The 25,510-nt window shown below is 67.5% G+C and carries 26 protein-coding genes; 11 read left to right on the top strand and 15 right to left on the bottom strand.

Annotated elements, in window-relative coordinates; genetic code table 11:
- Window positions 1-24 precede the first annotated feature (24 nt).
- The 4 genes from efeB to thpR are packed head-to-tail and all read right to left on the bottom strand — an operon-like array spanning window position 25 to window position 3,865.
- Window positions 25-1,287 carry an iron uptake transporter deferrochelatase/peroxidase subunit gene (gene efeB, locus ABD231_RS03390; protein ID WP_344145011.1) on the bottom strand — a complete coding sequence of 421 codons (1,263 nt, stop codon included), beginning with the start codon at window positions 1,285-1,287 and terminating at the stop codon, window positions 25-27.
- The gene (gene efeO / locus ABD231_RS03385; RefSeq protein WP_344145009.1) at window positions 1,284-2,423 is read right to left on the bottom strand and encodes an iron uptake system protein EfeO; all 1,140 of its coding nucleotides are present in this window, start codon (window positions 2,421-2,423) and stop codon (window positions 1,284-1,286) included. Before efeO ends, efeB begins: the two co-directional genes overlap by 4 nt.
- Window positions 2,401-3,243: an iron uptake transporter permease EfeU gene (gene efeU, locus ABD231_RS03380; RefSeq protein ID WP_344145008.1), complete on the bottom strand. Its 843-nt coding sequence runs from the start codon at window positions 3,241-3,243 to the stop codon at window positions 2,401-2,403. Before efeU ends, efeO begins: the two co-directional genes overlap by 23 nt.
- Window positions 3,244-3,301: 58 nt before the next feature.
- The gene (gene thpR, locus ABD231_RS03375; RefSeq protein WP_344145007.1) at window positions 3,302-3,865 is read right to left on the bottom strand and encodes an RNA 2',3'-cyclic phosphodiesterase; all 564 of its coding nucleotides are present in this window, start codon (window positions 3,863-3,865) and stop codon (window positions 3,302-3,304) included.
- Between the two features lie 21 nt (window positions 3,866-3,886).
- Here thpR and ABD231_RS03370 point away from each other — a divergent pair, with 21 nt between their 5' ends.
- The gene (locus tag ABD231_RS03370) at window positions 3,887-5,326 is read left to right on the top strand and encodes an LLM class flavin-dependent oxidoreductase (RefSeq protein WP_344145005.1); all 1,440 of its coding nucleotides are present in this window, start codon (window positions 3,887-3,889) and stop codon (window positions 5,324-5,326) included.
- A gap of 6 nt (window positions 5,327-5,332) precedes the next feature.
- On the opposite strand, the gene ABD231_RS03365 is transcribed toward ABD231_RS03370, so the two are convergent.
- Entirely contained in the window at window positions 5,333-5,797 is a 465-nt protein-coding gene (locus ABD231_RS03365; RefSeq protein ID WP_344145003.1) for a hypothetical protein, read from the bottom strand.
- A gap of 90 nt (window positions 5,798-5,887) precedes the next feature.
- Window positions 5,888-7,291, bottom strand: a complete 1,404-nt coding sequence (locus ABD231_RS03360; protein ID WP_344145001.1) for a mycothione reductase — start codon at window positions 7,289-7,291, stop codon at window positions 5,888-5,890.
- 56 nt (window positions 7,292-7,347) lie between these two features.
- On the opposite strand from ABD231_RS03360, the gene ABD231_RS03355 reads away from it, so the two are divergent.
- A complete protein-coding gene (locus ABD231_RS03355; protein ID WP_344144999.1) occupies window positions 7,348-8,094 on the top strand; it encodes a DUF4429 domain-containing protein in 747 nt (248 codons plus the stop codon).
- Between the two features lie 2 nt (window positions 8,095-8,096).
- The gene (locus ABD231_RS03350; protein WP_344144997.1) at window positions 8,097-8,744 is read left to right on the top strand and encodes a DUF4429 domain-containing protein; all 648 of its coding nucleotides are present in this window, start codon (window positions 8,097-8,099) and stop codon (window positions 8,742-8,744) included.
- Window positions 8,745-8,806: 62 nt separating this feature from the next.
- Here the strand turns inward: ABD231_RS03350 and ABD231_RS03345 are convergent, their stop codons facing one another.
- Both ABD231_RS03345 and ABD231_RS03340 read right to left on the bottom strand, forming a co-directional pair.
- On the bottom strand, window positions 8,807-10,141 hold the full coding sequence (locus ABD231_RS03345; RefSeq protein WP_344144995.1) for an MFS transporter: 1,335 nt from the start codon (window positions 10,139-10,141) through the stop codon (window positions 8,807-8,809).
- A complete protein-coding gene (locus ABD231_RS03340) occupies window positions 10,138-10,587 on the bottom strand; it encodes a MarR family winged helix-turn-helix transcriptional regulator (RefSeq protein WP_132405525.1) in 450 nt (149 codons plus the stop codon). The genes ABD231_RS03345 and ABD231_RS03340 overlap by 4 nt, the downstream gene beginning before the upstream one ends.
- An 82-nt stretch (window positions 10,588-10,669) precedes the next feature.
- Here ABD231_RS03340 and ABD231_RS03335 point away from each other — a divergent pair, with 82 nt between their 5' ends.
- Window positions 10,670-11,752, top strand: a complete 1,083-nt coding sequence (locus tag ABD231_RS03335; RefSeq protein WP_344144991.1) for a hypothetical protein — start codon at window positions 10,670-10,672, stop codon at window positions 11,750-11,752.
- On the opposite strand, the gene ABD231_RS03330 is transcribed toward ABD231_RS03335, so the two are convergent.
- On the bottom strand, window positions 11,738-12,124 hold the full coding sequence (locus tag ABD231_RS03330) for a Dabb family protein (protein WP_344144989.1): 387 nt from the start codon (window positions 12,122-12,124) through the stop codon (window positions 11,738-11,740). The genes ABD231_RS03335 and ABD231_RS03330 overlap by 15 nt on opposite strands.
- A 72-nt stretch (window positions 12,125-12,196) precedes the next feature.
- Here ABD231_RS03330 and ABD231_RS03325 point away from each other — a divergent pair, with 72 nt between their 5' ends.
- Complete coding sequence (locus ABD231_RS03325) at window positions 12,197-12,823, top strand: TetR/AcrR family transcriptional regulator (protein WP_344144987.1); 627 nt, start codon at window positions 12,197-12,199, stop codon at window positions 12,821-12,823.
- 18 nt (window positions 12,824-12,841) lie between these two features.
- Here the strand turns inward: ABD231_RS03325 and ABD231_RS03320 are convergent, their stop codons facing one another.
- Window positions 12,842-14,314, bottom strand: coding sequence for an NCS2 family permease (locus ABD231_RS03320; RefSeq protein WP_344144985.1), 1,473 nt, complete (start codon window positions 14,312-14,314; stop codon window positions 12,842-12,844).
- Between the two features lie 68 nt (window positions 14,315-14,382).
- On the opposite strand from ABD231_RS03320, the gene ABD231_RS03315 reads away from it, so the two are divergent.
- The gene (locus ABD231_RS03315; protein ID WP_344144983.1) at window positions 14,383-14,688 is read left to right on the top strand and encodes a DUF2530 domain-containing protein; all 306 of its coding nucleotides are present in this window, start codon (window positions 14,383-14,385) and stop codon (window positions 14,686-14,688) included.
- A gap of 440 nt (window positions 14,689-15,128) precedes the next feature.
- On the opposite strand, the gene ABD231_RS03310 is transcribed toward ABD231_RS03315, so the two are convergent.
- Window positions 15,129-16,004, bottom strand: a complete 876-nt coding sequence (locus ABD231_RS03310; RefSeq protein ID WP_425554143.1) for a DUF3027 domain-containing protein — start codon at window positions 16,002-16,004, stop codon at window positions 15,129-15,131.
- Between the two features lie 66 nt (window positions 16,005-16,070).
- On the opposite strand from ABD231_RS03310, the gene ABD231_RS03305 reads away from it, so the two are divergent.
- Window positions 16,071-17,861 (top strand): MFS transporter, encoded by a 1,791-nt coding sequence (locus ABD231_RS03305; RefSeq protein ID WP_344144979.1) that lies wholly within the window; start codon window positions 16,071-16,073, stop codon window positions 17,859-17,861.
- A gap of 253 nt (window positions 17,862-18,114) precedes the next feature.
- On the opposite strand, the gene ABD231_RS03300 is transcribed toward ABD231_RS03305, so the two are convergent.
- Window positions 18,115-19,656, bottom strand: coding sequence for an MFS transporter (locus ABD231_RS03300; RefSeq protein WP_344144977.1), 1,542 nt, complete (start codon window positions 19,654-19,656; stop codon window positions 18,115-18,117).
- Window positions 19,657-19,763: 107 nt separating this feature from the next.
- On the opposite strand from ABD231_RS03300, the gene ABD231_RS03295 reads away from it, so the two are divergent.
- Window positions 19,764-20,471 carry a TetR/AcrR family transcriptional regulator gene (locus tag ABD231_RS03295; RefSeq protein ID WP_344144975.1) on the top strand — a complete coding sequence of 236 codons (708 nt, stop codon included), beginning with the start codon at window positions 19,764-19,766 and terminating at the stop codon, window positions 20,469-20,471.
- Here ABD231_RS03295 and ABD231_RS03290 read toward each other — a convergent pair.
- Together ABD231_RS03290 and larE are read right to left on the bottom strand one after the other, a co-directional pair.
- A complete protein-coding gene (locus tag ABD231_RS03290) occupies window positions 20,468-20,851 on the bottom strand; it encodes a cold-shock protein (RefSeq protein ID WP_344144973.1) in 384 nt (127 codons plus the stop codon). The two genes, ABD231_RS03295 and ABD231_RS03290, sit on opposite strands and share 4 nt — an antisense overlap.
- Window positions 20,852-20,952: 101 nt before the next feature.
- Window positions 20,953-22,422, bottom strand: coding sequence for an ATP-dependent sacrificial sulfur transferase LarE (larE, locus tag ABD231_RS03285; protein ID WP_344144971.1), 1,470 nt, complete (start codon window positions 22,420-22,422; stop codon window positions 20,953-20,955).
- A 108-nt stretch (window positions 22,423-22,530) separates the two neighbouring features.
- Here larE and ABD231_RS03280 point away from each other — a divergent pair, with 108 nt between their 5' ends.
- From ABD231_RS03280 to ABD231_RS03270, 3 genes are read left to right on the top strand one after another with little or no spacing between them, the layout of a single operon-like run.
- Complete coding sequence (locus ABD231_RS03280; protein WP_344144969.1) at window positions 22,531-23,460, top strand: TauD/TfdA dioxygenase family protein; 930 nt, start codon at window positions 22,531-22,533, stop codon at window positions 23,458-23,460.
- Between the two features lie 55 nt (window positions 23,461-23,515).
- On the top strand, window positions 23,516-24,118 hold the full coding sequence (locus ABD231_RS03275) for a TetR/AcrR family transcriptional regulator (protein ID WP_344144968.1): 603 nt from the start codon (window positions 23,516-23,518) through the stop codon (window positions 24,116-24,118).
- Window positions 24,118-25,068: a R2-like ligand-binding oxidase gene (locus ABD231_RS03270; protein WP_344144966.1), complete on the top strand. Its 951-nt coding sequence runs from the start codon at window positions 24,118-24,120 to the stop codon at window positions 25,066-25,068. The genes ABD231_RS03275 and ABD231_RS03270 overlap by 1 nt, the downstream gene beginning before the upstream one ends.
- On the opposite strand, the gene ABD231_RS03265 is transcribed toward ABD231_RS03270, so the two are convergent.
- On the bottom strand, window positions 25,042-25,476 hold the full coding sequence (locus tag ABD231_RS03265; RefSeq protein ID WP_344144964.1) for a winged helix-turn-helix transcriptional regulator: 435 nt from the start codon (window positions 25,474-25,476) through the stop codon (window positions 25,042-25,044). The two genes, ABD231_RS03270 and ABD231_RS03265, sit on opposite strands and share 27 nt — an antisense overlap.
- Window positions 25,477-25,510: the final 34 nt, after the last annotated feature.

Below are 25,510 nucleotides of genomic sequence, written 5' to 3'. Positions count from 1 at the left end.
GGCACAATGTAGTGAACCGGTGGTTCAGGCGAAGAGCTTCTCGCCCCAGTACGAGCCAGGTGTGACACCACCGGGACATGCGAAGATGCCGGACCCGACGTGATGGATGTACTCGTTCAGGGTGTCGGTACGGGCGAGCTGGGTCTGGATCGGGATGAACTGTTTGCGCGGATCGCGTTGGTAGGCAAGGAAGAACAGGCCGGCGTCCAACCGGCCTAGACCATCTGAGCCGTCGACGAAGTTGTAGCCGCGCCGCAGCAGCTCGGCGCCGTTGTTGAACTGCGGGTGCGCGAGCCGGACGTGCGAGTCCATCGGGATCTTCGCCTCGCCGTCGGAGCCCTTGGCAACGAAGTCGATCGCGTCGAACTCCTCGGCCTTGCCGAGCGGGGCGCCGGTGCCCTTGCCGCGACCGATGATCGTCTCCTGCTCACCGAGCGACGTACGGTCCCAGATCTCGATGTTCATCCGGATGCGGCGCGACACCAGGTACGAGCCGCCAGCCATCCACTCGGCGCCGTCCTCGGGCTGGACCCAGACCTGCTGCTCGAGCTTCTCGGCGTCCTCCAGCTTCAGGTTGTTGGTGCCGTCCTTGAAGCCGAACAGGTTCCGGGGAGTCGTCTGCGCCCGTGAGGTCGACGACGTCCGCCCGAAGCCCAGCTGCGAATAGCGCACCGCGACCCGGCCGAACCCGATCCGGGCCAGGTTGCGGATCGCGTGCACCGCCACCTGCGGATCGTCCGAACAAGCCTGTACGGCGATGTCGCCGCCGGACCGGCCTGGTTCGATGTCGTCGCCGATGAAGTGCGGCAGGTCGACGAGCGCCGCGGGCCGCTTCGAGGCCAACCCGAACCGCTTGTCGAACAACGAAGGCCCGAACCCGATGGTCAACGTGAGCCGGGCCGGCGGCAGGCCGACCGCCTCACCGGTGTCCTCCGGCGGAGCCTCGCCGGGGCCGTTCACAGCGCCGTACTGGCCGATGTCGCGGCCGGCCGTGAGCAGCGCGGCCGCGGCGGTCCACTCCTTCAGCAGCGCGATCAGCTCGTCGCGCTTGGTCGTGGTCACGTCGAACGCGGCGAAGTGCAACCGGTCCTGCGCGGCGGTGACGATCCCCGCCTGATGCGGTCCGTGGAACTCGACCGGGCCGGTGTTGTCGGCGGCCTGCGACTCCTCGCCGGACAGCGCCGAATGTACGGCGTACCCGGCGACGCCGGTCGCGACCGCGGCTCCCGCGGCGCCGAACAGGCCGCGGCGGGAGATGCCCTTACGGGGAGCGTCTTCAGTCGTCATTTCTTCGCAATCACTCCGGCAACCTTGGAGACCGGCTCGGCCAGACCGTCGACGACCCGGCCCAGCTCCTTCTTCTCCGCCTCGGACACGTTGTAGGGCTTGAAGCCGTCACCGTCGCGGTACTTGTCGACCGCCGCGTAGACGGCCTTGAAGTTGGTGTCCAGCGCCGTGACGAGCGCGGGGTCGCGCTTCTGCAGTGCCGGACGGAGCGCCTGGATCGCCGCCTGCGAACCCTCGACGTTGGCCTGGAAGTCCCACAGGTCGGTGTGCGAGTAGCGGTCCTCCTCACCGGTGATCTTGCCGGTGGCAACTTCGTCGAGCAGCTCCTTGGCGCCGTTCGCGAGCTGCAGCGGGTTGAGCTTGACGGTTTTCGCCTTGGACACAACGGTTTTCACGTCGACGAGCAGCTGGTCGGCGTACTTCGCTATTCCGGCCGTGGTGTTCTTCTCCCACAGCGCCTGCTCGATCCGGTGGTACCCGGTCCACTCGGTACCCGGCTCGACATCGTTGACCCGGGCATCGATCTTCGGGTCCAGGTCGCCGAACGACTCCGCGACCGGCTCGATCCGCTCCCAGTAGGTCCGGGAGACCGGGAAGAGCGCCTTCGCCTTGGCCACATCGCCGGCCTTCACCGCGTCCACGAACTCGGTGGTCTTCTGCTCCAGGGCGACCGCCTGCGAGTTCACGTAGCGCTGGTAGCTCTCGGTGGCCTGCTTGAGCAGGGTGTCCTCGTCCACCTGCGCGGGCGCGTCACCGGCCACGTTCAGCTCGCCGCGGATCCCGTCGCCGACCATGCCCGGCTTGCAGACCGCCTGGTACTTGCCGGTCGGCAGCTCCACGATCAGATCGCGCTTCAGGCCCGGGCCGATGTTCTCGACCTCACCCATCACGCGGTCACCATCGGCGTACACGTAGAACTCGGTGACCTTGCTGCCACCGTTGGAGACCGAGAAGGTGCTCGTCCCCGACTTCACGTCGCGGCGGCTCAGGTCGCACGCCGAGTCGGTCGCCTTGACGGTGACCGGCCCGGTGCCGTCGTCGGACGCGGCGGGCTTGTCCTCGGCACAAGCGGTGAGGGCGGCGAGCCCCAGTACGACGCCGACGACAGTGGCCTTATGAGCCTTGGACGGGAACATGCTTCTCCTGAACAGGTGATGAGGAAACCGGACGGAAATAGAGCACCAGCACGGGCACCAGGTAGGCCAGCCAGGCGATCGACTCGAGCACGGTCGGCGCCGGGTTGAAATTGAAGATGCCCTTGAGGAGTACGCCGTACCAGCTGTCCGGCGGGATGACGTGCGAGATGTCGAACGCCAGGTTCTGCAGGCCGGGCAGGATGTTTGCCTCCTGCAGGTCGTGGAAGCCATACGCGAAGATGCCGGCCGCGACCAGGACGAGCACCGCGCCCGTCCACCGGAAGAAGACCGCCAGGTTGATCTTCACCGCGCCGCGATAGATCAGCACGCCGAGTACGACGGCCGTCGCGAGCCCGAGCAGGACGCCGGCGAACGGGCCCGCGTTGGTCGCGGTGGCGGCCGACGCGTACACGATGAAGGCGGTCTCGATGCTCTCCCGGAAGACCGCGAGGAAGGCCAGGATCACGACGGCCCGGGAGCCGATCGCGAGTGCCTGACCCATCCGGTCGCGCAGTTCCTTGGCGATACTGCGCGCGGCCTTGCGCATCCAGAAGATCATCCAGGTGATGAAGCCGACGGCGAGGATCGACATGATCCCGCCGACGGTCTCCTGGGTGGTGAAGGACCGGGCGGTCAGCGCGGTCACGAACTGCAGCAACCCCCACGCGGCGGCTGCCACGGCCAATGCCGCGCCGACTCCGATCCAGACCAGTTTCAGCCGGTCGCGATGTCCTGATCTGACCAGGAAGGTGGCGAGGATGCTGACAACCAGCGACGCCTCAAGGCCTTCGCGCAGGCCGATCAGGTAATTCGCGAGCATGGCAGAAAGGCTCCGTAACCGTTTAGGCCTACCTTAGGAGTGGCTAACCTTCCTGAGGTTAACCTAAGAATTCCCATTCGCCCACTGTGGCGTACGCCGCACTTCGGCCCACGCCCTCGCCCAATCGCGACTCGATCAACTGCAGACTTCCGGCCGTCCACTCGGCGCCACTGTAGGTATCGAAGACCCTTACCCAGCGTGTGACATCCATCGGCCGACGGAACCGCGCCAGTGTCAGATGCGGCACGAACTTCCGCCCATCCACGGTCACCCCGGAATGATTTGCCGCAGCCCGGGTCGTCTTCGACAGGTGCTTCAGCGCATCGGTCTCGTCCCGGACTCCCGTATACAAAACGCGCGCATCCGGTACGCCGGGAAACGCCCCGGCCCCGCTGAGGCTCAACGGGAACGGCGTCTGCCGCTTGGCGGCCGCCTCCAGCCGCTCCCCCAACTCATCGGTCTTCCACTCCGGCACGTCGCCCAAGAAGGCCAGCGTGATGTGCCAGTGCTCGCCCGCGGACCATCGGATGTCGTCATCCGGATGTTCCCGCCGCGGTGCGACGAACTCGCTCAAATCCTCCACAACTTCGATGGGTGGCACAACGGCCACGAACAATCGCATCCGGCAAGTTTATGGTGAGCTGTGGACCACAGGCTGCCGTCTCCGTGCGTGGTGGTCCTGGTCGGCCCAGGTGCCGCCGGGAAGTCGACCTGGGCGGCAGAGCGCTTCGGCGCGGATCTCATCGTGTCGAGCGATCGCCTGCGGGCGCTGGTCGGCTCCGGCGAGGACGACCTCGCGGCGAGCGCGGACGCCTTCGCACTGCTGGAGACCGTCGTGTCGCAACGGATCAGGCGCGGCCTCACGACGGTGATCGACACCCTCGGGATGGATCGCCCGCGGCGGCTGGAGTGGTTGCGGCAGGCTCGTGAGGCCGCAATGCCTTGTGTGGCGGTAGCTTTCGACACGCCCGCTGCCGAGTGCCGGCGGCGGAATCGCTCGAGGTCCAAACGGATTCCGGCCGATGTGCTCACCGGGCAGCTTCGGGCTTGGGGTGTGACGAAGAAAGAGCTGCCGGACGAGGGGTACGACGACATCCTGGAGCCTGTCGCGGTCCGCGTCGTACCGTCAGCGTTTGCCGCGGCGGATACTGCGGTTGCTCGGCAGGACTCGGCGCCGGTCGGGTTGCGATTCGGGTTGCAGGTGAGCCGGTTCGAGGGTGGTCGGGCAGGGCTGGCGTCGTGGGTCAGAGAGGTGGCCTCGCGGGCGGAGGCTGCTGGGTTCGATGCGATCTACGTGATGGATCACTTCCGGCAGATCCCGCAGGTAGGTCGTGCGTGGGACGACTTCCTGGAGAGCTGGACGACACTTGGTTACCTAGCGGCTTGTACGACGCGAGTCCGGCTCGGAACGCTGGTCTCCGGGATCACGTACCGCAATGTCGCTCACCTGGGGAAGATTGCCGCGACTCTCGACGTACTGAGTGGTGGGCGTGCGGTGTGTGGTGTCGGCCTGGCGTGGTTCGAGGCCGAGCACAAGGCTTACGGGTGGCCGTTTCCGCCGGTCGCCGACCGGTATGCGTTGCTGGAAGATGCATTGCAGTTGCTACCGGTGTTGTGGGGACCAGGCAACAAACCGTTCCACGGCCGCGTGCTCGACGTACCGGACACGACTTGCTATCCGCGACCGTTGCAAGAGCGATTGCCTTTGCTGGTTGGCGGTAGTGGGCGACGAACGTTGCGCTTGGCATCTAAGTACGCCGATGCGGTTAATGTGTTCGGCGATGTCGCGGCGGTGCGCGAGCGAGCGGCGTACGTGCGTTCGCTGACGGATCGCCCGGTGGAGATCACCCATCTGTCGACCGCCTTGGTGGGCGACGACGTGGACGCATTGGTCGAACGGTTGCGACCCCGCAACCAGAACCCGGCCCGCTACGCCGCAACCGTCAACGCCGGCACCGTCGACGACCAGATCGGCCGCTTCCGCGAACTGGCCGAAGCCGGAGTCACTGAGGCAGTCATCAGCGTCCCCGACTTCGACACCCTGGACGACCTCGCCCGCGTCGTCGCAGCCTTCCGTCAGTAAGCGAATTCAGCAGACCCGAATGTGGTCGAAGTCGTTCGTCGCGTAATCCGGGACCGTCGTGATCCTGTTGTTCGCGGGAATGCCCGTGCTGTAGCGAGGCCCCCAGAAACGAACCTCGACCCCACCGGTCTGATGGTTCTTCACCGCGAGCGCATCGATGAAGTTCGACAGCGTCCGGTCCCCACACCTGAACAGGTGGAAGATGCTGTGCATCCCGTCGCCCTGCCCCACCGACACACAGGCGATCCCATTGGCAACCGAACAGTTCCGCAGCTTCGCGTCCCGCTGACCAGTCGGCACATTCCGCCAGACGAACTCCTGTGAATCCATCCAGCTGAGCTGCGGTGTCCACGCAGTCGCCCCGTTGGCCCCAGCCTGCGCCGGCCCCGCCGCCATCGGCACCAGCGCCACAGCCGCGATCATCGCCGCAACCACCGCACCCAAACGCTTCCCGATTCCCCTGACTCGCATCCGACCTCCTCGGTAGCAGTTGATTCGGTCATGACCGTAACTACCGAAGCCGTCAGAGATCCACGTATTGCGTCAGCACGCAAACCGTAGCTAGTTCTTGGGTTTTAGGGGGAGGCCTAGGAGGGCGTTTTCGATGAGTTCGGGCATGGCGGGGTGGATCCAGTACTGGTTGCGGGCCATTTCGTAGGCGCCTAGGCCGAAGGACATGGCTTGGATCAGGGGCTGGATGACGGTGGGGGCCTGGGGGCCTATGATGTGGGCGCCGAGGAGTTGGCCGGTGGTGGGGTCGGCGAGGAGTTTGGCGAAACCGGTGGTGTCTTCCATGGCCCAGCCGTAGGCGATGTCGGCGTACTTCTGGGTGCTGGTGACGTAGTCGATGCCCTGTTCTTGGGCTTCCTTCTCGGTGAGGCCGACGGCGGCGATCTGGGGTGAGCTGAAGACTGCGTGCGGGACGAAGCGGTGGTCGGCCTGGATGCGGTCGTCGGGGTTCAGGAGGTTGTGTTTGACGACGCGGGCCTCGTGGTTGGCGACGTGCTTGAGCTGGAGCGGCGAGGTGACGTCGCCGAGGGCGTAGATGCCGTCGACGGCGGTCTGCATGTAGTCGTCGACCACTACGCGGCCCTCGTGGTCGACCTCGACGCCGGTGGCCTCGAGGTTCATCAGGTCGGCGTTCGGGGTGCGGCCGACGGCGACCAGGAGTTCGTCGACGATGACCTCTTCGGAGCCGTCGGGGCAGAGCATCCCGAGCAGGATCGAGCCGTCGGGACGGCGGGCGACGCGGATCGTCTCGTGGTTCAGGCGTACGTCGTACTTGTCCTGCGCGATCTCGGTGTAGCGCTCGGAGATGTCGATGTCCTCCAGCCGGAGCAGCCGCTCGGACCGCGCGATCAGCGTGACCTCGACCCCGAACGAGGCGAACACGTGCGCGAACTCCGCCGCGACGAAACCGCCACCGAGGATCGCGAGCCGGCGCGGCAGTTCCTCGAGCCGCATGATCGTGTCCGAGGTGTGGTACCCGGTCTCCTCGAGCCCCGGAATCGGCGGCAGGATCGGCCGACTGCCGGCGGCCAGCACGAATCGGTCCCCGGTCAGGACACTGGTCCCGCCGTCCTTGCCATCGACCGTCAACTCCTTGACCCCGGTGAACCGGCCGGTGCCGTCGTACATGGTGACGTTCGCGTTCTCCGCGTTGTGGTGCCGGTACTCCGAGCCCGCCCCGGAGATCGGGTCGATCCGGCCGAAGATCCGGTCCCGCACCTCGGGCCAGCGAACCCCGATCAGTTCCTCGTCGACGCCGTACCGTGCGCTCCCGGCCGGCGTGGCCGCGACGTCCGCGGTGTGCACGAACATCTTGGTCGGGATGCAGCCCTTGTTCAGGCAGGTACCGCCGAAGACACCGCGCTCGACGATCGCCACCTTCCAGTCCGCGAACCGGTGGTTCACGATCGTGTTGCCGGAGCCGGTACCGATGACGACGAGATCGTAATGGGTCACACCCCATTATGTGTCTGTCGCCCAACTGACCCCGTGGACGTCCAGGATGGTGTCCTGTGGAGGCGTTGAGCGGCGACGAGCTGCGCGGGCGGAACGCGGTCCTGGTCTGGGACGGGCTGGGCACCGTCCAGCTCCGGTACGAGGGCGCCTGGATCAAGCAGAAGAGCACGCTGACCAAGATGGTGCTGAAGAAGCTCGGGCACCGGACGATCCCGGTCGAGGCGCTGACCGGCGTCGATCTGGTGATGCCGGGTGGCACCGAGGACCCGACCATCCGGTTGCTGCTGCGCGAGCGCGCCGACCCGTTGCTGACGGTCGCCGGTGGGCAGCTGGACGAGCTGATCGATCCCTACCGGTTCGATTTCGACAGCGACCAGTGGCTGCTCGCGGACTACTACGCCCAGGAGATCCGTACGTCGATCGCCCTGCACCAGGTGCCGCCCGGACCGGCCGACCGCTGGCTGGTCGAGCCACCACCGGCACCGGACCGGATCAAGGGTCAGCTCGTCAAACTCGCCCTCGAAGGTTCGGACCTGGTCTTCGACTACGGCTTCGGCGCGTCGAAGGCGAAGAAGTCGTACGGCGATCCGTGGCGGCTGCCGCTCGCCGAGATCCGCGCGGTCGAGTGGGCGCCGATCACGAACATGTGGGGCAGCAACGGATACCTGCGGATCACCAGCACGCACACCCCGGCCGAGCGGCCGAAGGCCGTCGACGACCCCGAGACCCTGATCACCGACCCGCTGGCCGAGACCGACGCGCTGTTCTTCGGCGCGAAGTTGCGGTCCCTGATCAACTGGTGAACATGCTGCTGCAGACCAACCACGGCGTACTCGAGTGGGACGGCACCGGCACGATCCGGGTCCAGTACGACGCCTCACCCCGACTGGGTGAGCGCGTCATCCCGGTCGAGGCGTTGCGCGGTGTCGACGTGTCGGGCGAGCTTCGCCTCGAGCTGCGGGAGCACGCCGACCCCCTGCTGAGTGTGACCGGCGGTTCGTTCGAGGCGATCTACCACTTCGAGGTCGACGATCTCGCGGCGGCCGAGCGGCTCGCGTCCGAGATCCGGATCGCCCGTGCGCGGCGCGCCGTACCGGAGACTGCGGCGACCCGGTGGCTGGTTGCGACCCCGCCGGCGGCCGATGCGCTCGAGGGGAAGGACGCGACCGTCGCGGTGGCGCAAGGACTGCTGATGTTCGCCTATCCGCGGTCGGCGACGCGGCGGAAGAAGGCGGACGGCAACCCGCGGTCAGTACCGCTGACGGACATCCTCGGCGTCGAGTGGGTACCGCGCGCTGGGCGGCATGCCGGCTTCGTTCGGGTCGGTACGGCGCAGACGCCGCTCGACCGCCCGAAGCCGAAACACGATCCGGCGGCCGTGCGGATCGCTCCGGAGGGTGAACTCGACGCGCTGTTCTTCGCCGCGCGACTGCTCACCCGCGTGCAGCCCTAGCTCGCGGCCGGAAGCGGGCGAGGCGCCGTGGGGTTAAGCGACGCGGGGTTAGGCGGCGCGGGTTAGGCGACGCGCGGGTCGGAGGTCGGTTCCTTCGCACCAACAGCCTGCGGGACGTCCACTACGGCTTTGTCGGCCAGGAGCTCGGATTGCGGGAGGATCTCCAGGCGGGGGCGGGGCAAGAGGCGCGGGCGGATCGACAGGCCGCGGCGGTGCGAGAAGTACAGCACCGATCCGATCGCGCCGAGCGCGGTCAGGCCGCCGCCGACGATCAGCGAGTAGCGGGCGCCGAGCTCCTGCCCGACGAAACCGATCAGCGGCGAACCGATCGTCGTACCGCCCATCAGAACGGTCATGTAGAGCGCCATCACCCGGCCACGCATGGTCGGCTCGATGCTGAGCTGCATGGTCGCGTTCGCGGTGGTCAGCATGGTCAGCGAGGCCAGGCCGACCAGCGGCAGGACCAAAGCAAAGGTCAGGTACGTCGGCATGACCGCGCTCACGACCTCGAGCAGGCCGAACGCGATCGCCGCGCCGATCACCATCCGGGCGCGGATCCGCACCCGGCGGGCGGCCAGTAGCGCGCCCGACAGCGAACCGATCGCGAGGACCGAGCCGAGAATCCCGTACTCCCCCGCGCCCTTGTGGAACGCCTCGACCGCCATCAGGGCAGACGTGAGCTGGAAGTTCAGGCCGAACATGCCTGCGAAGGCCACCGTGACCAGGACCATCATCAGATCCGGGCGGCGCCACAGGTAGCGCATGCCGTCGCGGATCATCCCCTTGTCGCGGGCCGCGACCTTCGGCGTGTGCAGCTCGGAGGTGCGCATCAGGCGCAGCGACAGGATCACCGCGGCGTAGCTCAGGCCGTTGACGATGATGACCGGGCCGGTGCCGATCCAGTGGATCAGCAGGCCGGCCAGGCCGGGGCCGATCAGGCGGGCGGCGTTGAAGGAGGCCGAGTTCAGCCCGACCGCGTTGGACAGGTCGTCGCGGCCGACCATCTCGACCACGAACGCCTGGCGGGCCGGCGCGTCGAACGCCGTACCGATCCCGAAGAGGAAGGCGATCACGAAGACGTGCCACGGCTCGACCAGGCCGGTGACGGTCAGGGTGCCCAGGGTGAGGGCCGCGATCGCCATCCAGACCTGGGTGATCTGGAGCAGCTTGCGCTTGGGGAAGCGGTCGGCGACCAGGCCGGCGTACGGGCCGAGCAGGAGGGCGGGGGCGAACTGGAGTCCGGTGACGATACCGAGCGCCGTACCGGAGTGGGTGAGCTCGAGGACCAGCCAGTCCTGCGCGACCCGCTGCATCCAGGTGCCGACGTTCGAGACGATCGCGCCGGTGGCATATAACCGGAAGTTGCGGACGTGGAAGGCGCGGAAAGTGGGGCTCACTTGGCCGCCAGCCGCTCGAGAACAGGTGCTGCCTTACGCAGGATGTCGCGCTCCTCAGGGGTCAGTTGTTTGAGCTTCGCGTGCAGCCACTCGTCGCGGCGCTTGCGGTTGGCAAGGATCAGCTCGTCGGCCTTGCCGGTCAGCTCCACGGTGACCTGGCGCTTGTCGGTCGGGTGCGGACGCCGGACGACAAGCCCGGCCTCCTCCATGTTCGACACGATCCGCGTCATCGACGGCGGCTTCACCTGCTCGTGGGCGGCCAGCTCGCCGATCGTCATCAGCTCGTGCTTCGACAACGCGCCGAGGACGCCGAGCTGGTTCGCGGTCAGGTCGTGACCGGGTTCGCGCTGACGCCGGATCTGCCGCGACAACCGCAGCGTGGACGACCGCAGGGCACTCACGAGCCCTACGTCACTCTTCACCTGCTGCGCTACGACTTCCGGCATACCTTTACCTTAACTCATTACCTTTGCTAACGAAAACGGGTTTTCGCCTGCTGGTATTCCCGGTGGTCTAGAGTTCGTTCGCATGGGGACGCCTCGGGAGCTGGTCCGGTACGAACAGCGGTTCCGGCGGGCCGGGCTGCCGCTGTTCATCGAGGACTTCTCGCCGACCCACGACATCTTCAACCGGGCCGCGCCGCTGCTGACCCTGGTGTTCCTGGTCGAGATGCTCGGCGCCACGTCACTCAAGTGGAAGTGGTGGGTGAACGTCCTGGGCGCGGCCGCGGGCCTGATCATCCTGGTCGGCGCGTTCGGCCTGCTGAACCTGTACCGGCGGCGGCCGTTCTGGTCCTTGCCAACCCGCTTCGGACTGCCTGAGCTGGCGGTCTTCGTGGTGCTGCCGGCGTTGCTGCCACTGGTTCCGGAGAAGCAGTGGCACCAGTTCCTCGGGATTGCCGTCGGCAACCTGTTGCTCGTCGGCGCCGTGTACGTCGTGGTCGGCTACGGGCTGATCGCGACGACGTACTGGAGTCTGCGGCGGATCGTCGGCGAGCTGGCGAACTCGCTGACCAGCCTGATCCGGGCGCTGCCGCTGCTGCTGGTGTTCTCGCTGGTGCTGTTCATCAACACCGAGATGTGGCAGGTGTTCGCCGGGATGCCGGTGGCGTTCATCGTGCTGTCGGTGCTCGCGTTCACGTTGCTGAGCACGCTGTTCCTGATGGTTCGGCTGCCGAAGGAGCTGGACGCGATCGAGGACGACGTGAAGTCGGATCCGCCGCTACGACGGGTGCAGCGGCTGAACCTGAGCGTCAACCTGGTGATCCGCCAGTGGGTTCAGGCACTCGTCGTGAGCACCGGGGTCGGGCTGTTCTTCGTTGCCTTCGGCATGATCGGGATCACGGCGAAGATCTACTCGGCCTGGGCTGTCGAGCCCGGTGCGTGGTCGTACACGCTGACCGTGCTCGGCCACCCGATGGTGCTCAGCGCGAGCCTGGTGAAGGTTGCCATCGGCATCGCCAACTTCACCGGGCTCTACTACTCGATCGCGCTGCTGACCGATTCGTCGTACCGGGAAGAGTTCCTGGACAACGTCAGCGCCGAGCTGCGGGATCTCTTCACAGCCCGGGCCGACTATCTGGAGCTCCGGCGCCGGCTACTCCCCGAATAGTTCACCGACGCGCTTCGACCACTCCGGGAACTTCGCCCGCTTGGCCGCGACCTCGGCGTACATGGCCTGGCCGACCGCCGGGTCGTCGTCACTGATCCGGACCGCGCTCATCTTCTCCAGCTTGTCCATGATGAGGTCGTCGCCGGACAGATGCACCGGATCCCAGGTGTAGCGCTTGAACGCCTCGAGATCCGGGATCACCGCCAGGTAGGCATGGGTGAATCCGTCGGCGGGATCCCCCAGGTCCGCGCCGACCACCCCGACCACGGTCGATTCCAGCGTTGCGGTACGCCGCATCACCGCGAGCACCTCGGTCTGTTCCGCGGCCGTCACGCCGTCCTTGAACCGGAAGCGCAGCACATTGACGAACATCGTCACTCCTCACCTTGTTGCACTGATGAGTGCAATTTAGCGCACTGATCGGTCCATCGCTAGGCTGGCCGGGTGACGGCGACCAGGGGACGGATCGACAAGCGGCAGGCGATCCTCGATGCGGCCTTCGCCGTGTTCGCGCGGGACGGGTACCGGCCGGCGAGCGTGGACACCGTCGCCGCGACGGCGGGAGTCGCCAAGCACACGATCTACAACCACTTCGGCGACAAGGAGAGCTTGTTCCGCGCGGCGATCGCCGCGCTCGCCGACGACGCTCTCGCGCGCAATCTCGCCGCGGTGGAGCTGCTGCGGCTGCCGGCCGGCTCAGAGGATCTGGCCGCGGTCCTAGGCAGGGCTGGGCTGCAGCTGGCCGAGTGCTACTGCGATGAGCGGTCGCAGGCGTGCCGGCGGCTGCTGCAGGCCGAGATCAAGAATCTCCCCGACCTACAGGACGTCGTCCGCGAACGCGCCACCGACAAGGTGAACGAGGCTCTCGCCGATCGGTTCGCCCGGCTCGCGCTCGCTGGGCATTTGCGCATTGCCGACCCGGCGGTCGCTGCGGAACAGTTCGGCGCGCTGCTCACCGGTCCGCTGGAGACACGGTCCCGACTCGGCAGCCGCGAGGTCCCCGCGGACGAGATCGCCGAGGTCACGCAGAACGCCGTACAGACGTTTCTGCGTGCCTTCGGCAACCAATAACTACGCTCAGGCTCAGGCTCAGGTGAGCCAGTCGGACAGCGGGCCGATCGCGAAGTAGATCACGAACAGGGCGCTCACCACCCACATCAGCGGGTGCACCTGGCGGGCCTTGCCGCGGACGACCTTCAGGATCACGAACGAGACGAAACCGGCACCGATACCGGCCGTGATCGAGTACGTGAACGGCATCAGGATGATGGTCAGGAACGCCGGGAACGCGAGCTCGATATCGTCGAAGTCGATCCCCTTCACCTGGGTCATCATCAGGAACCCGACCAGGATCAGCGCCGGCGTCGCCGCCTCGTAGGGCACCAGGGTGACCAGCGGCGCGACCACCATCGAGATCAGGAAGCAGATCCCGGTCACCACACTCGCCAGCCCGGTCCGGGCGCCTTCGCCGACACCGGACGCCGACTCGATGTACGACGTGTTGCTCGACACCGAGGCCGCACCACCCGCGGCGGCGGCGACGCTGTCGACGATCAGGATGCGCTGCGAGTTCGGCGGGTTGCCGTCCTTGTCGAGCAGGCCGGCCTCGGCGCCGATCGCGGTCATCGTGCCCATCGTGTCGAAGAAGTCGGCCAGCATCAGGGTGAAGATCAACAGCAGTGCGGAGATCAGGCCGACCCGCTCGAACGAGCCGAACAGGTTGAACTCACCGACCAGGTCGAAGTTCGGTTTCGTGAACACCTGGTCGGGGAGCTTCGGAACGCTCAGGCCCCAGCCGCCGGGGTTGTCCGTGGTCCGGCCACCGACCTTGACGATCGCCTCGACCACGATCGCCAGGACCGTCGCGGAGATGATGCCGATCAGGATCGCGCCCTTCACCTTGCGCGCGTACAACGTGATGATCAGGATCAGGCCGACCACGAAGACGACGACCGGCCAGCCCCGCAAGTTGCCGCCGACACCTAGTTCGACGGGAGGGCCGCTGGGGGCGCCAGGACGCCGTACAAATCCTGCGTCGACGACGCCGATGAACGCGATGAACAGGCCGATGCCGACACTGATCGCCACCTTCAACTGCACCGGCACGGCCTCGAACACCGCTTTTCGGAAGCCGGTCAGTACGAGGATCAAGATGATCAGGCCCTCCAGCACGACCAGGCCCATCGCGTCCGCCCAGGTCATCTTGCTCGCCACACTGAACGCGATGAACGCGTTCAGCCCGAGCCCGGTGGCCAGGGCCAGTGGGAAGTTCGCCACCAGCCCCATCAGGATCGTGACGACACCAGCCACCAAAGCGGTCGTGACGGCTACCTTGGCGATGGCGGCGCCCGAGTCCAGCCCACCACCGATGAGCTGACCGTCACCGTCCTTGGCCGAGCCGATGATCAGCGGGTTCAGCACCACGATGTAAGCCATCGTGAAGAACGTGACGAGGCCACCGCGCAACTCGCGGCCGAGCGTGGACCCCCGTTCACTGATCTTGAAGAACGAGTCGAAGGGATTCGATCCGGAGCGGGCCGTCGTGGCCTGGGACGAGCTCATGACGGCATGGTGCCAGGTCGGACCGGTCGGTAGCGAGCACTAATGGGCAGTCCGTCTATGGTGGTCCTGTGACGGAGGAGCAACCCGCGCCCAAGAAGCGCACCGACCCCACCAGCCAGCTGGCCCGTGGCGAACTGGTCCACGCCGAGGTCAAACCCCTCGACCTGTCCGGGATCCCCACCGTCATCGTCGGCATCGTGTTGTTCGCGATCGCCTTCGTCGTGCTGCTCTTCTTCCGCTCCACCCTCGAACGCGACGGCCTCGAATGGTGGCTCTGGGTCGCCGCCGCCGGCTTCGGCCTCGGCTGGATCGGCCTCTGGTACTGCACCCGCCGCTGGAACAAAATCAAAGCCGGCAAACCAGTCCGCGACTGACCCCTCCACTCGCGACGCCAGCACCCGGCATCCAACCCGCCGCCCCGCACGACCGCCTCGAGCCGGGGCTCAGCCAGCCGACGCTGTCTTCCCAGGACTCTTCCGTCGGCCCCGGGTCCGCCGTACCGAGCGCTGTAGGTGTCGGCAAGGACACGTAGTAGTCCCTCCAGACCGCCTTCGCACTCCCCGCCCACGCCTGGGCGGCGTCCCGGCCCATGACCACTACGTGTCCTTGGCGACGCATCTTTCCTCGGCGATGGATCTTCCGACCGACAGGACGTGTCCATCTGCGTAGACGGCGTTGGCCGTGGGGAGTTGGCGGGCGGGCGGGTTGGTGGGCGTATACGTCCTGTTCGTCTGCAGATCGGTGGGCGCAGCAGAACGCCCGGCCGATGGGTGGGCCGGGCGTGGTGCGGTACGCCGGGGACGGCGTACCGGGGTTAGGACTCGGTGACCTCGTCGTCGGAGGTGGGTTCCGAGGCGGCTTCCACCTCGGAGTGGACGGCGTCGGCTTCGGCGGCCTCGTCGTCGGTGGCGAGCTCCATGGAGTCGTAGCCGGTGGTGTCGAAGGCGTGGTCGGCGACCGGGGGTTCGGCGAGGTCGATGACGGCGTCGGAGTGGGCTCCGCAGCCGTAGTCGAAGGCGACGACGCGGCCTTCGCCGGGGGCCATCTCGTTGGCGCAGACACCGAAGGAGCGGCCAAGGCTGTCGCCGAGGCGGATCCAGTAGCCGCAGCCGTTGCACTTGTAGGGGACGGCCTGGGCGATCGCGGCGGTGGGGCCGAAGTCACCGGTGGACCAGCGCTCGGCGGCGTCGTCACGGCCGAACACCGACAGCACGCGCTCGCGACCGAGGCCCAACTCTTCGACGACCTCGAGAACGTCGTCGGGACCGCCGGTCTCGGTGAAGCCGGGCTCCAGGCGCGGGTCGTCGGCGGGCGTCGGGAACAGGTCGCCGGGGCGCAGGTCGCCGGGCTGGACGCGGTCGGACCACGGCACCCACTCGGGCGCGACGATCGCCGCGTCGCCGGGGAGCATGACGACCTCGTTGACGGTGACCGTCTTCGCGCGGGAGGCGCGGGTGACGGTGACCGCCCAGCGCCAGCCGCGGTACCCCGGGTGCGCCGAGGCGAAGTAGTGCGTGACGAGGCGCTCACCCTCGACCAGATGACCGAGGTGCTCGCCGATCTGCGCCGCGCCGGCCTCGTCGATCGCGGCCTCGCGGGCAGGTTCGACTGCTGCGACACAGACCGCGTCGGCCTTGGCGCGCACAGGTTCCGGAGTTCTGAGGGCAGTCACGGTCGCCCATTCTCGCATGCTCGGACCGCTCTCACGAACGCGCCGTGACTGCGGTCTGTCCCTCACAGGAGGCAGGATGGAGGCATGCAGACGCCAGACCCCGCCGACCCCCGGCCGACACCCTCCGGCACCCAGCCGCCCGGTGCCGCCCGAGACGGTCGCGGTCCGCAGGCGAACGGCCCCACGGACAACCGCCGTACGGCGGCCGGAGCGACCGGGAAGAAGTCAGCCAGTGAGCGGGTCGGGGCTGCACGGGAACGGTTGGGTACGGCGGGGCGCAAGTTCGGCCGAGCCTCGAAGGTCGGGGCGACCGGGGTTGCGGCGGCTTCGAAGAAGACGGCGAGTGTCGGCGGGACCGTCGGCCGGTGGACCGGGCGGCGGATCAGCGGGCTGACCGGAGCGCAGGGCGCTCGCGAGTCGGGGTTGCAGCGACTGATCGAGCTTGGCGCAGTGAATGCGGCCGGTGACACAGCGTTCGCGGTGTCGCTCGCGGGGACGGTGTTCTTCACCGTGCCGAGCGACCAGGCCCGGGACCGGGTCGCACTGTTCCTGCTGCTGACGATGGCGCCGTTCGCGCTGATGGCTCCGCTGATCGGACCGATCCTGGACCGCTTCCGACACGGCCGGCGGTGGGCGATCGGCGCGACACTCGGTGCGCGCGGGTTCCTCGTGTGGGGGCTGGCTGGGTCGATCACCGACAGCAGTTCGGTCTGGTTGTACCCGGCCGCGCTGGGTTGTCTGGTCGCGTCCAAGGCCTACGGGGTGACGCGAGCATCCGCCGTACCGCGGCTGCTTCCCAAGGAGATCACCCTCGTCACGGCCAACTCGCGGATCTCGTTGGCTGGTGTGGCCGGCGCGACGGTCGGGGCCGGGATCGCGGGTGCGTTCGCGGCGATCGGGCCGCAGTGGTCGTTGCGGTGGGCCGCACTGGTGTATCTGGTCGGTCTGATTCTGGCGATCCGGCTGCCCGCCGCGGTTGATTCACCAGCCGGTGAAGAAGTGACCGGTACGGCGGGGCGCGAGATGCGGCGGAAGGCGATCACCGCAGCCGTGGCGCGTGGTATTCGCTGCAACCTGGGACTGCGGTTCGTCTCCGGCTTCCTCACGATGTACCTGGCCTTCCTCCTCCGCGACCAGCCGATCGCCGGTATCAACGGCACGGTCGCGGCCGGTGCGGTCGTCGCCGCAGCCGGCATCGGCAACAGCCTCGGCACCCTCGCCGGTTCGTTGCTCAAGGCCCGAAAACCCGAGACCGTCGTACTGGTCGTGCTGCTCGCCGACGCCACCATCGCGGTCCTCGTGGCGGTGTTCTACGGATTCCCGATCCTGATCGCGCTTGGGTTGATCGCAGGTTCGTGCAGTTCACTCGGCAAGCTGTCGCTGGACGCGATGATCCAGCGCGACGTTCCGGAATCCGTCCGTACGTCGGTGTTCGCCCGCTCGGAGACTGTGCTGCAACTGTCCTGGGTGATCGGCGGCGGCTGCGGCATCGTGCTCCCGCTCATCCCCCGCCTCGGCTTCGGCTTCCTTGCCGCAGTCCTACTCCTCGCCGTCTTCCTCGTAGTCCGGATGAAGCCCTCCGGCATCCCCGGCGTCGGCGGCCCCCGGCCGCGCCCCCGCTCCCCGGAACCTCCGGCCAAGGCTGGTACGACGCGGACGATCCTCACCACGAGCATCGCCGAACAACGCGCCCACCGGACCAAACAGTCCGACGACCCCGAGCCGACCATCGAAGTACCAACCACTGGCCAGCCGGTCGGCCAGTGGTGGAGCGGCCAGCCCGACGACGACACCGACGACACCCTCGAAGACCAGGCCCCTTGGTCCAAAGACCCCACCGTCGAAAACCGCCGCCGCCCCGAACCACCCCGCTAGCCCGGTCGGTGCGCATCAACCGCCGGTGACCATGCGGCCGACAGTGTGGCCTGCTGGCTGGTCGCCGCTCCGGCCGTCTGTTGGGTACGCAGGCCTGGAACCATGGCTGGGGTTAGCGGGGGCGGCCGGGGGCGGGGGTTGGTGTGGAGCGGGGGTTGGTGTGGAGCGGGGGTTGGTGTGGAACTGGGGTTGCCGGGGGTGGGGTTGCCGGGGGCGAGGATTGTTGTGGGGCGGGGATTGTTGTGGGCGGCTGTTAGTGGTCGGCGGGGGCTAGCTCGGGGTCGGCGGGGCTGGTGGTGGGTGCTGCGTCGGGGGTGGTGGTGCGGCGGAGGGTGAGGGTGGTGATGATGGCGGTGGTTACGAGGAGGAGGGCGCCTACGACCGAGATGGTGTTGAGGGAGTGGGTGAAGGCGTGGCGGGCCGTGGCTAGGAGGGCTTCGGCTGCGGGGCCGGGGAGGTGGGTGGCGGCGGCTGTGGCTGAGGGGAGGCCTTCGCGGAGGGGGGCGATGGCGTTGGCGGGGAGGTCGGCTCGGTAGGCGGCGGTGCCGATGGAGCCTAGGACGGCTATGCCTAGGGCGCCGCCGAATTCGCTGCAGGTCTCCATGACGGCGGAGGCTGAGCCGGCGCGTTCGGGGGTGACGGAGCCGACGATGGCTTCGGTGACCAGGGACATGACCATGACGAGGCCGGCGGCTAGTAGGCCGGCGCCGGTGAGGATCACGGCGAGGGAGGACTCGACGCGGACCTGGGTCAGTACGGCGAAGCCGCCGGCCGCGAGGAGGAAGGCGCCACCGGTTACGTAGGCACGGTCGAAGCGCTTGGCCAGGGTGGTTGCCAGCGGAGCTGCGCCGCCGACGACTACTGAGGGGGCGAGCGACCAGAGGGCGGCCTTCAGGGGTGACAAGCCTTGCACGAGTTGCAGGTACTGGGTCATGAAGATCGCGTTGCCGACGAGTGCCACCATGCCGATGGTGTTGGCGGCGAGTGAACCGCTGAAGGCGCGGTTGCGGAACATCGCGAGCTCGATCATCGGGTACGCCGCAGTCCGCTGGCGTTGGACGAACAGTACGCCGAAGACCAGCCCGGCGACGATCGCGACCACTGGCAACGACGCCGTACCGTGCGCAGCCAGTTCCTTGATGCCCCAGATGATCGGCAGTACGGCGGCCAATGACAGCACCGAGCCGAGAAGGTCGAACCGTCCCCCGGTCGGCGCCTTGAACTCGGGCAGCAGGATCGGGGCGAGGATGAGCAGCAGAATCATCGCCGGGATGTTCGCGAGGAACACCGAGCCCCACCAGAAGTGCTCAAGCAGGAACCCGCCGAACACCGGCCCGAGCGAGATCCCGCCCATCATCACCGCGCTCCAGAAGGCGATCGCCTTCTGTCGCTGACCGGCGTCGTGGAACATGTTGCGGATCAGCGCCAGCGTCGACGGCATCAAGGTCGCGCCGCCGATCCCGAGCACCGCCCGGGCGGCGATCAGCTGCTCCGGGTTCTGCGCGTACGCCGCCACCACGGAGGCGAGCCCGAACGCGACCGCCCCGAAGATCAGCAGCCGGCGCCGGCCGATCCGGTCACCGAGCGAGCCCATCGTGATCAGCAGCCCGGCCAGCACGAACCCGTAGATGTCGAAGATCCACAGCTGCTCGGTCGCGTTCACCCCGAGATCGGCCGAGATGTACGGAACGGCGAAGTACAGCACCGAGACATCCATCGAGACCAGCAACAGCGGCAGTGCGAGCACGCCGAGCGCGATCCACTCCTTGCGCCCGGCCCGTTCCGTCGTACTCATAACCCCTCCAGAAGATCTGTCTACGCCGCACACAGTGTGCGGCATACACAAACCATAGTGACATCTGTCTATGATGTAAACAGTCGGATCGGAGAGAGGGTCAGGACATGGAGCTACCGCGCGTGCTGGAGCAGCTGTGGGGTCTCGAGGGACCGGCACGGCCGGGGCCGAAGCCGACGTTCCAGCTGAGCGATATCGGCGCGGCCGCGGTCAAGCTGGCCGACGCGGGCGGGCTGCCGGCGGTGTCGATGAGCAAGGTGGCGTCCGCGCTCGGCTTCACGACGATGTCGCTGTACCGGTACGTCGACTCGAAGGACGACCTCTACACGGTCATGCTCGAGTACGCCTTCGGCGAGGCCCCGATCCTGTACGGCGAGGATTGGCGGAGCCGGATGAAGTCGTGGGCGGAGGCGTTCCGCGACGGATTGCGCGCGCACCCCTGGGTTCTGCAGGTGCCGGTGTCCGAGCCGCCGTTGTCACCCAACCAGCTGGGCTGGATGGAGTCGGCGCTGCAGGCGTTCCACGACACCAAGCTGACAGCAGGCGAGAAGTTGTCCGCGATGTTGCTGGTGAACATCTACGTCCGCGGCGCTGTCCAGCTCACCGTTCACCAGTTCACGAAGTCACCCGAGGAGTCCGCGGCGGCCGACCGGCTCTACGCCCAGCGGCTGGCGTTTCTGGCGACCGAGGACCGGTTCCCCGCGACCGCGGCCGGGATGCAGCATCCGCAGGAGCTGGAGATCGACTTCGGCACCGACGGATTCAGCGACGGCCTGGACACCGTCCTCGACGGCATCCAGGCCCGGATCGACTAAACGTCCAATTTGTCCGCGACACCGCGCAGGACGGTCGCGACCTGGCGGGCTGCCTTGCCGTCGGGCTGGCGGCCGCGGCGGTAGTTCTCGCCGAGGTTGTCGAGGAGCTTGATCAGGTCCTCGATGACGAGCTGCATCTCCTCCGGCTTCGGCCGCATCGCCTTGGCCACCGACGGCGGCGGGTCGATCAGCCGGACCTGCAGGGCCTGCTCACCCTTGCGGCCCTCGACGACACCGAACTCGACCTTCTGGCCGGGCTTGAGGTTGGTCACTCCGGCCGGCAACGCCTCGGCGCGGACGTAGACGTCACCGCCCTCTTCCTTGCTGAGGAAGCCGAACCCCTTCTCGGAGTCATACCACTTGACCTTGCCAACGGGCACGGGAACCTCTTCGGAGTCAATCGTCGGAAGAACTGCAACGGGCGGGCGGCCCGACCGGCTACCCAGGGTACGTGACCGAGCGCCGCAGCGCCCGTGAGAAATCAGCGGTACTTGTCGGGATCCTTCAGCCGCTCGTTCATCGAACCGGACCGGAACCCGCGCGGATCGACCCGGGCCGCGGTGAACCCTTCGGCCATGACCGCATCCACCAGCTCCTGATGGTCCACCCGGGCGATCAGCTCGTGATCGATCTCGATACTCGCCGCCTCGCCCAGATCGCGGACGCGCACGTTCTGCAGCCCGTACGCCGCCAACTGCGACCGGATCGCCGCCTCGGCCCGATCGACCCGGGCCAGCAGATTCGGCGTGATGCGGATGCCGTACGCGATCCGGCTGGACAGGCAGGCCGCGGCCGGTTTGTCCGAGGTCGCCAGCCCCCAACTGCGGGAGGCCTCGCGGATCTGCGCCTTGGTCAGCCGCGCGTCCTTCAGCGGGGTGATCGCACCCCGCTCGTGCGCGGCCCGGATCCCGGGCCGGAACCCGGCGATCGCGTCGTCGGCGTTCGTCCCGGTCGCGATCGCGGTGATCCCGAACTCGTCGGCGATCGGCTGCAGGGTCTCGACCAGCTCGGCCTTGCAGAAGTAGCAGCGATCCCCCGCGTTGGCCTGGTAGCCCTCACGGTCCATCTCGTGCGTGTGCGGCGTCACGTGCCGGACGCCGAGCGCGTCGGCGAATCGCGCGGCCGGCTCCAGCTCCGCGTCCGGGAGGCTCGGCGAGATCGCCGTCGCGGCGACCACGTTGGCCGGGCCGATCGCCCGGGCCGCGGCCGCCAGCAGGAACGCCGAGTCGGCGCCACCGCTGAACGCGACGACCAGCTTGTCGTAGCTCGACAACCGCTTCATCAGCGCTTCCAGTCGCTGCTCGAGCACATACGCCTCGAGCCAAGCCGGGAACTCGGTCAGATCGTTCAGTACGACGTCCGCGCCGTACGCCCGCAGTTCGTCAGCCGTGAACGGCCCGGTCGCGACCGCCACCGCAACCGCGCCGGCCGCCTGCGCGCCGTCGATATCCGCGGTGTGGTCCCCGACGAAAATGCCCGCCTGGTGCTCGCGGAGCGCCGTACCCTTCTCGGCTCCGTGCAGGTCACCGACCGGTTCGTCGACGTCCAGCCCGAGGTGCTCCAGGTGCAGCCGCACAGACGGCGTGTGCTTGGCCGAGACCACCATCGTCCGCCCGCGCAGGGCCCGGATGGCAGCCAGTGACTCGGCCACCCCGGGCAGCGGCAGGCTGCCGGTGATCGCGTGCGAGGGGTAGTGCTCGCGGTACCGCGTGACCATCGCGTCGACCTGCTCCGGGGGGAACCAGTTCGCCATCTCCCAGGTCAGCGGCGGCCCGAGCCGGCTCACCACGAGCTCGGAGTCGATGGGGACGCCGGTCTCGGCGGCGAGCAGGTCCCAGACCAGCTGGATCCCCGGCCGCGAGTCGATCAGCGTCATGTCCAGGTCGAACCCGACCACGAGTTCCGGTACGTCGAAAGTCGCGGGAGCGGGTCGGATCTCGGCGGTTGACACGTCCCCAACCCTACGTCCTGCCGCCGACAGCCCGGTCTCGCATCCCGAAACGGCCGATAAGTCTATTAATTCAGTTGGATTATGGATATTAACCCCACAGGAGGAACCATGACCGCTCAGCTCGAAGCTCCCGAGATCACCGTGACCAAGGCCGGCGGCGCGATCGGCGCCGTGATCGGCAACGTCCAGCTCGGCGGCGATCTCGCCCCGGAGACGGTGGCCGCGATCCGGCAGGCCCTGCTCGACCACAAGGTGATCTTCTTCCGCGACCAGCATGAGCTGGACGACGCCGGCCAGCTCGCCTTCGCCAAACTGCTCGGTACGCCGACTCTGGCGCACCCGACCTCGAAGAGTCTCGACGGCGCGGCGAACGTGCTGCCCATCGACTCCGACTACGGCAAGGCCAACAGCTGGCACACCGACGTCACGTTCGTCGACCGGGTCCCCGCGATCAGCCTCCTGCGTGCGGTCACCCTCCCGCCGTACGGCGGCGCAACCACGTGGGCGAACACAGTTGCGGCGTACGCGGGGCTCCCCGCAGCGCTGCAGGCGCTGGTTGACCGGCTCTGGGCTGTGCACAGCAACGTGTACGACTACGCCGGTGCGGCCGATGAGGTGCGGATCGGCGGCGTGGACGTGAAGGTCGAGACGCACCGCAAGCAGTTCGTCTCACAGCTGTTCGAAACCGAGCACCCGGTCGTCCGCGTGCACCCGGAGACCGGTGAGCGCTCCCTGGTGCTCGGTCACTTCGTACGGCGCTTCGTCGGCCTCACGTCGTCCGAAACGACCGCACTATTCCAGCTGTTGCAGAACCGGATCACGAATCTCGACAACACCGTCCGCTGGCAGTGGCAGCCGGGTGACCTCGCGATCTGGGACAACCGCGCGACCCAGCACTACGGAGTCGCCGACTACGACGACCAGCCGCGGCGACTGCACCGCATCACCCTGGCGGGCGACGTACCGGTGAGCATCGACGGTGTCCGCAGTACGCCGCGCACCGGCGACGCGACGCACTTCTCCTCACTTGACAGTTAGTGAGTGTTTGTCCGACCTCTTGACACCTGCGACGCTTTTGTAAACCATCAGGGACATGGACTCGTTCGCGGACCGAACCAAGCGGCGGCTGCGTGACGAGCTGCTGGATGCTGCGTACGACGCGATCGTCGCCGGCGGGTACGACGGACTCCGGATGGCCGAGGTGGCTCGGCGTACCGGAGTCTCTCGGCAGACCGTCTACAACGAGTTCAGCGACAAGTGGGGACTGCTGCAGGCGGTCACCACTCGCGAAACGGAACGGTTCCTGCTGGAAGTGAACGCAGCACTCGCTGCAGAGTCCGAGCCGATCGCCGGTTTGCAGGCCGCGGTCGAGCGGGCGCTCGCACTGGCCGGGGAGAACCCGCTGGTGAAGGCGATGCTGGGACAGCCGGGATCGGACCAGGCCAGCCAGCTGCTGACCACACGAGGGCAGCAGTTGCTGGAGGTGAGTCACCAGGCGCTGGACGCCCACGTCCGTGAGCACTGGCCTGAGGTGCCGCCAGAGGACGCGACCAGCTGTGTGGACATCGCACTGCGCGTTGTCCTGAGCCACATCGTCACCCCCGGCCCCCCACCGGACGCTGTGGCTGCGCAGCTGGCTCGCGTGCTCAGTCCGTTCTTGAGCCAGCACCGTCTAGTCGAGTCCAGGAGGCAGTGATGACGAATGCGTTGCACAGGCAGGGTTTCAACTCGCTGAAGTCAGGTGGCTTCAACTGGGACGCACTGCCGTTGCGGCTGTTCGACAAGGGCAACCGCAAGTTCTGGAACCCGCGCGACATCGACTTCAGCCAGGACGCCGTGGACTGGCAGGAAATGAGCGACAACGACAAAGACAACGCCCTGATGCTCTGCTCGCAGTTCATCGCCGGCGAAGAGGCGGTCACCGAGGACCTGCAGCCGTTCCTGCAAGCCATGGCAGCAGAGGGCCGGTTCGGTGACGAGATGTACCTGACACAGTTCTGTTTCGAGGAGGCCAAGCACACTGCGGTCTTCCGGCTCTGGCTGGACGCCATCGGCGTCACTGAGGACCTGCACCGGTACGTCGAGACCAATCCGGGCTACCGGGCGATCTTCTACGAGGCCCTGCCGGTCGCACTCAAGTCACTGGCCAACGACCCGTCACCGGCCAACCAGGTCCGCGCCTCCGTCACCTACAACCACGTGGTCGAAGGGACGCTCGCTCTGACCGGGTACCACGCATGGAACCTGCTGTGTACGGCGCGCGGCGTACTGCCGGGCATGCAGGAGCTCATCCGCCGGATCGGTGACGACGAGCGTCGCCACATGGCCTGGGGCACCTTCACCTGCCGCCGTCACGTGGCCGCCGACGAGTCGAACTGGAAGGTCGTCACCGACACCATGGAAGAGCTGCTGCCACATGCGCTCGTCCAGATCCAGTGGGCCCTCGACAACTCCCCAGAACTCCCACCGGAGATCAACCCGACCGCACTGATGACGTACGCCGGCGACCGCGCCACCCGTCGTCTCGGCGCGATCGAGTCCGCAGTGGGCGCAGATGTGGCCGGTATCGACCTGGACTACTCGCCAGAGCGTCTAGAAGACGTCTTCGGCGATGAGGACTCAGCCGCCCTCGCGGCGGTCCGCTAGCTTTCGCACCTCGGTGTCGGCGGCCGTGACCACCCGGCCGTCGGCAGCGTGGACTTTGAGCGGTTTGAGTGGCTTGTGGTTGCGGCTGTCCAGCAGCTCGGAGTGCGGCTCCCCCGGCTCGAAGGAGTAGGCCTCGCCCCACTGGCGCAGCGCGACGATCACCGGAAACAGCGCCTCACCCTTCGCTGTCAGCGCATAGTCGCTGTCCAGAATCCCCTGCTCCACAAGGCGTTTCAGACGCGCACTGAGGATGTTCTTCGCGATCCCCAGACTCCGCTGGAACTCACCGAACCGACGACTGCCGTCGAAGGCGTCCCGGACGATCAGCAGCGACCACCAGTCGCCGACCGCATCCACCGACCGCGCCACCGGACAGTCCTCGTCGTCGAACCGCGTCCGCTTGACCATGTCTTGCACCTCCTGGTTGCAAGATGCTACCACT

Origin of the sequence: Kribbella yunnanensis, from assembly GCF_039529655.1 — a bacterium.
Taxonomy (GTDB): Bacteria; Actinomycetota; Actinomycetes; order Propionibacteriales; family Kribbellaceae; genus Kribbella; species Kribbella yunnanensis.
Note: the sequence above shows the minus strand (reverse complement) of the source record. Positions and strands in the feature narration are given on the sequence as shown.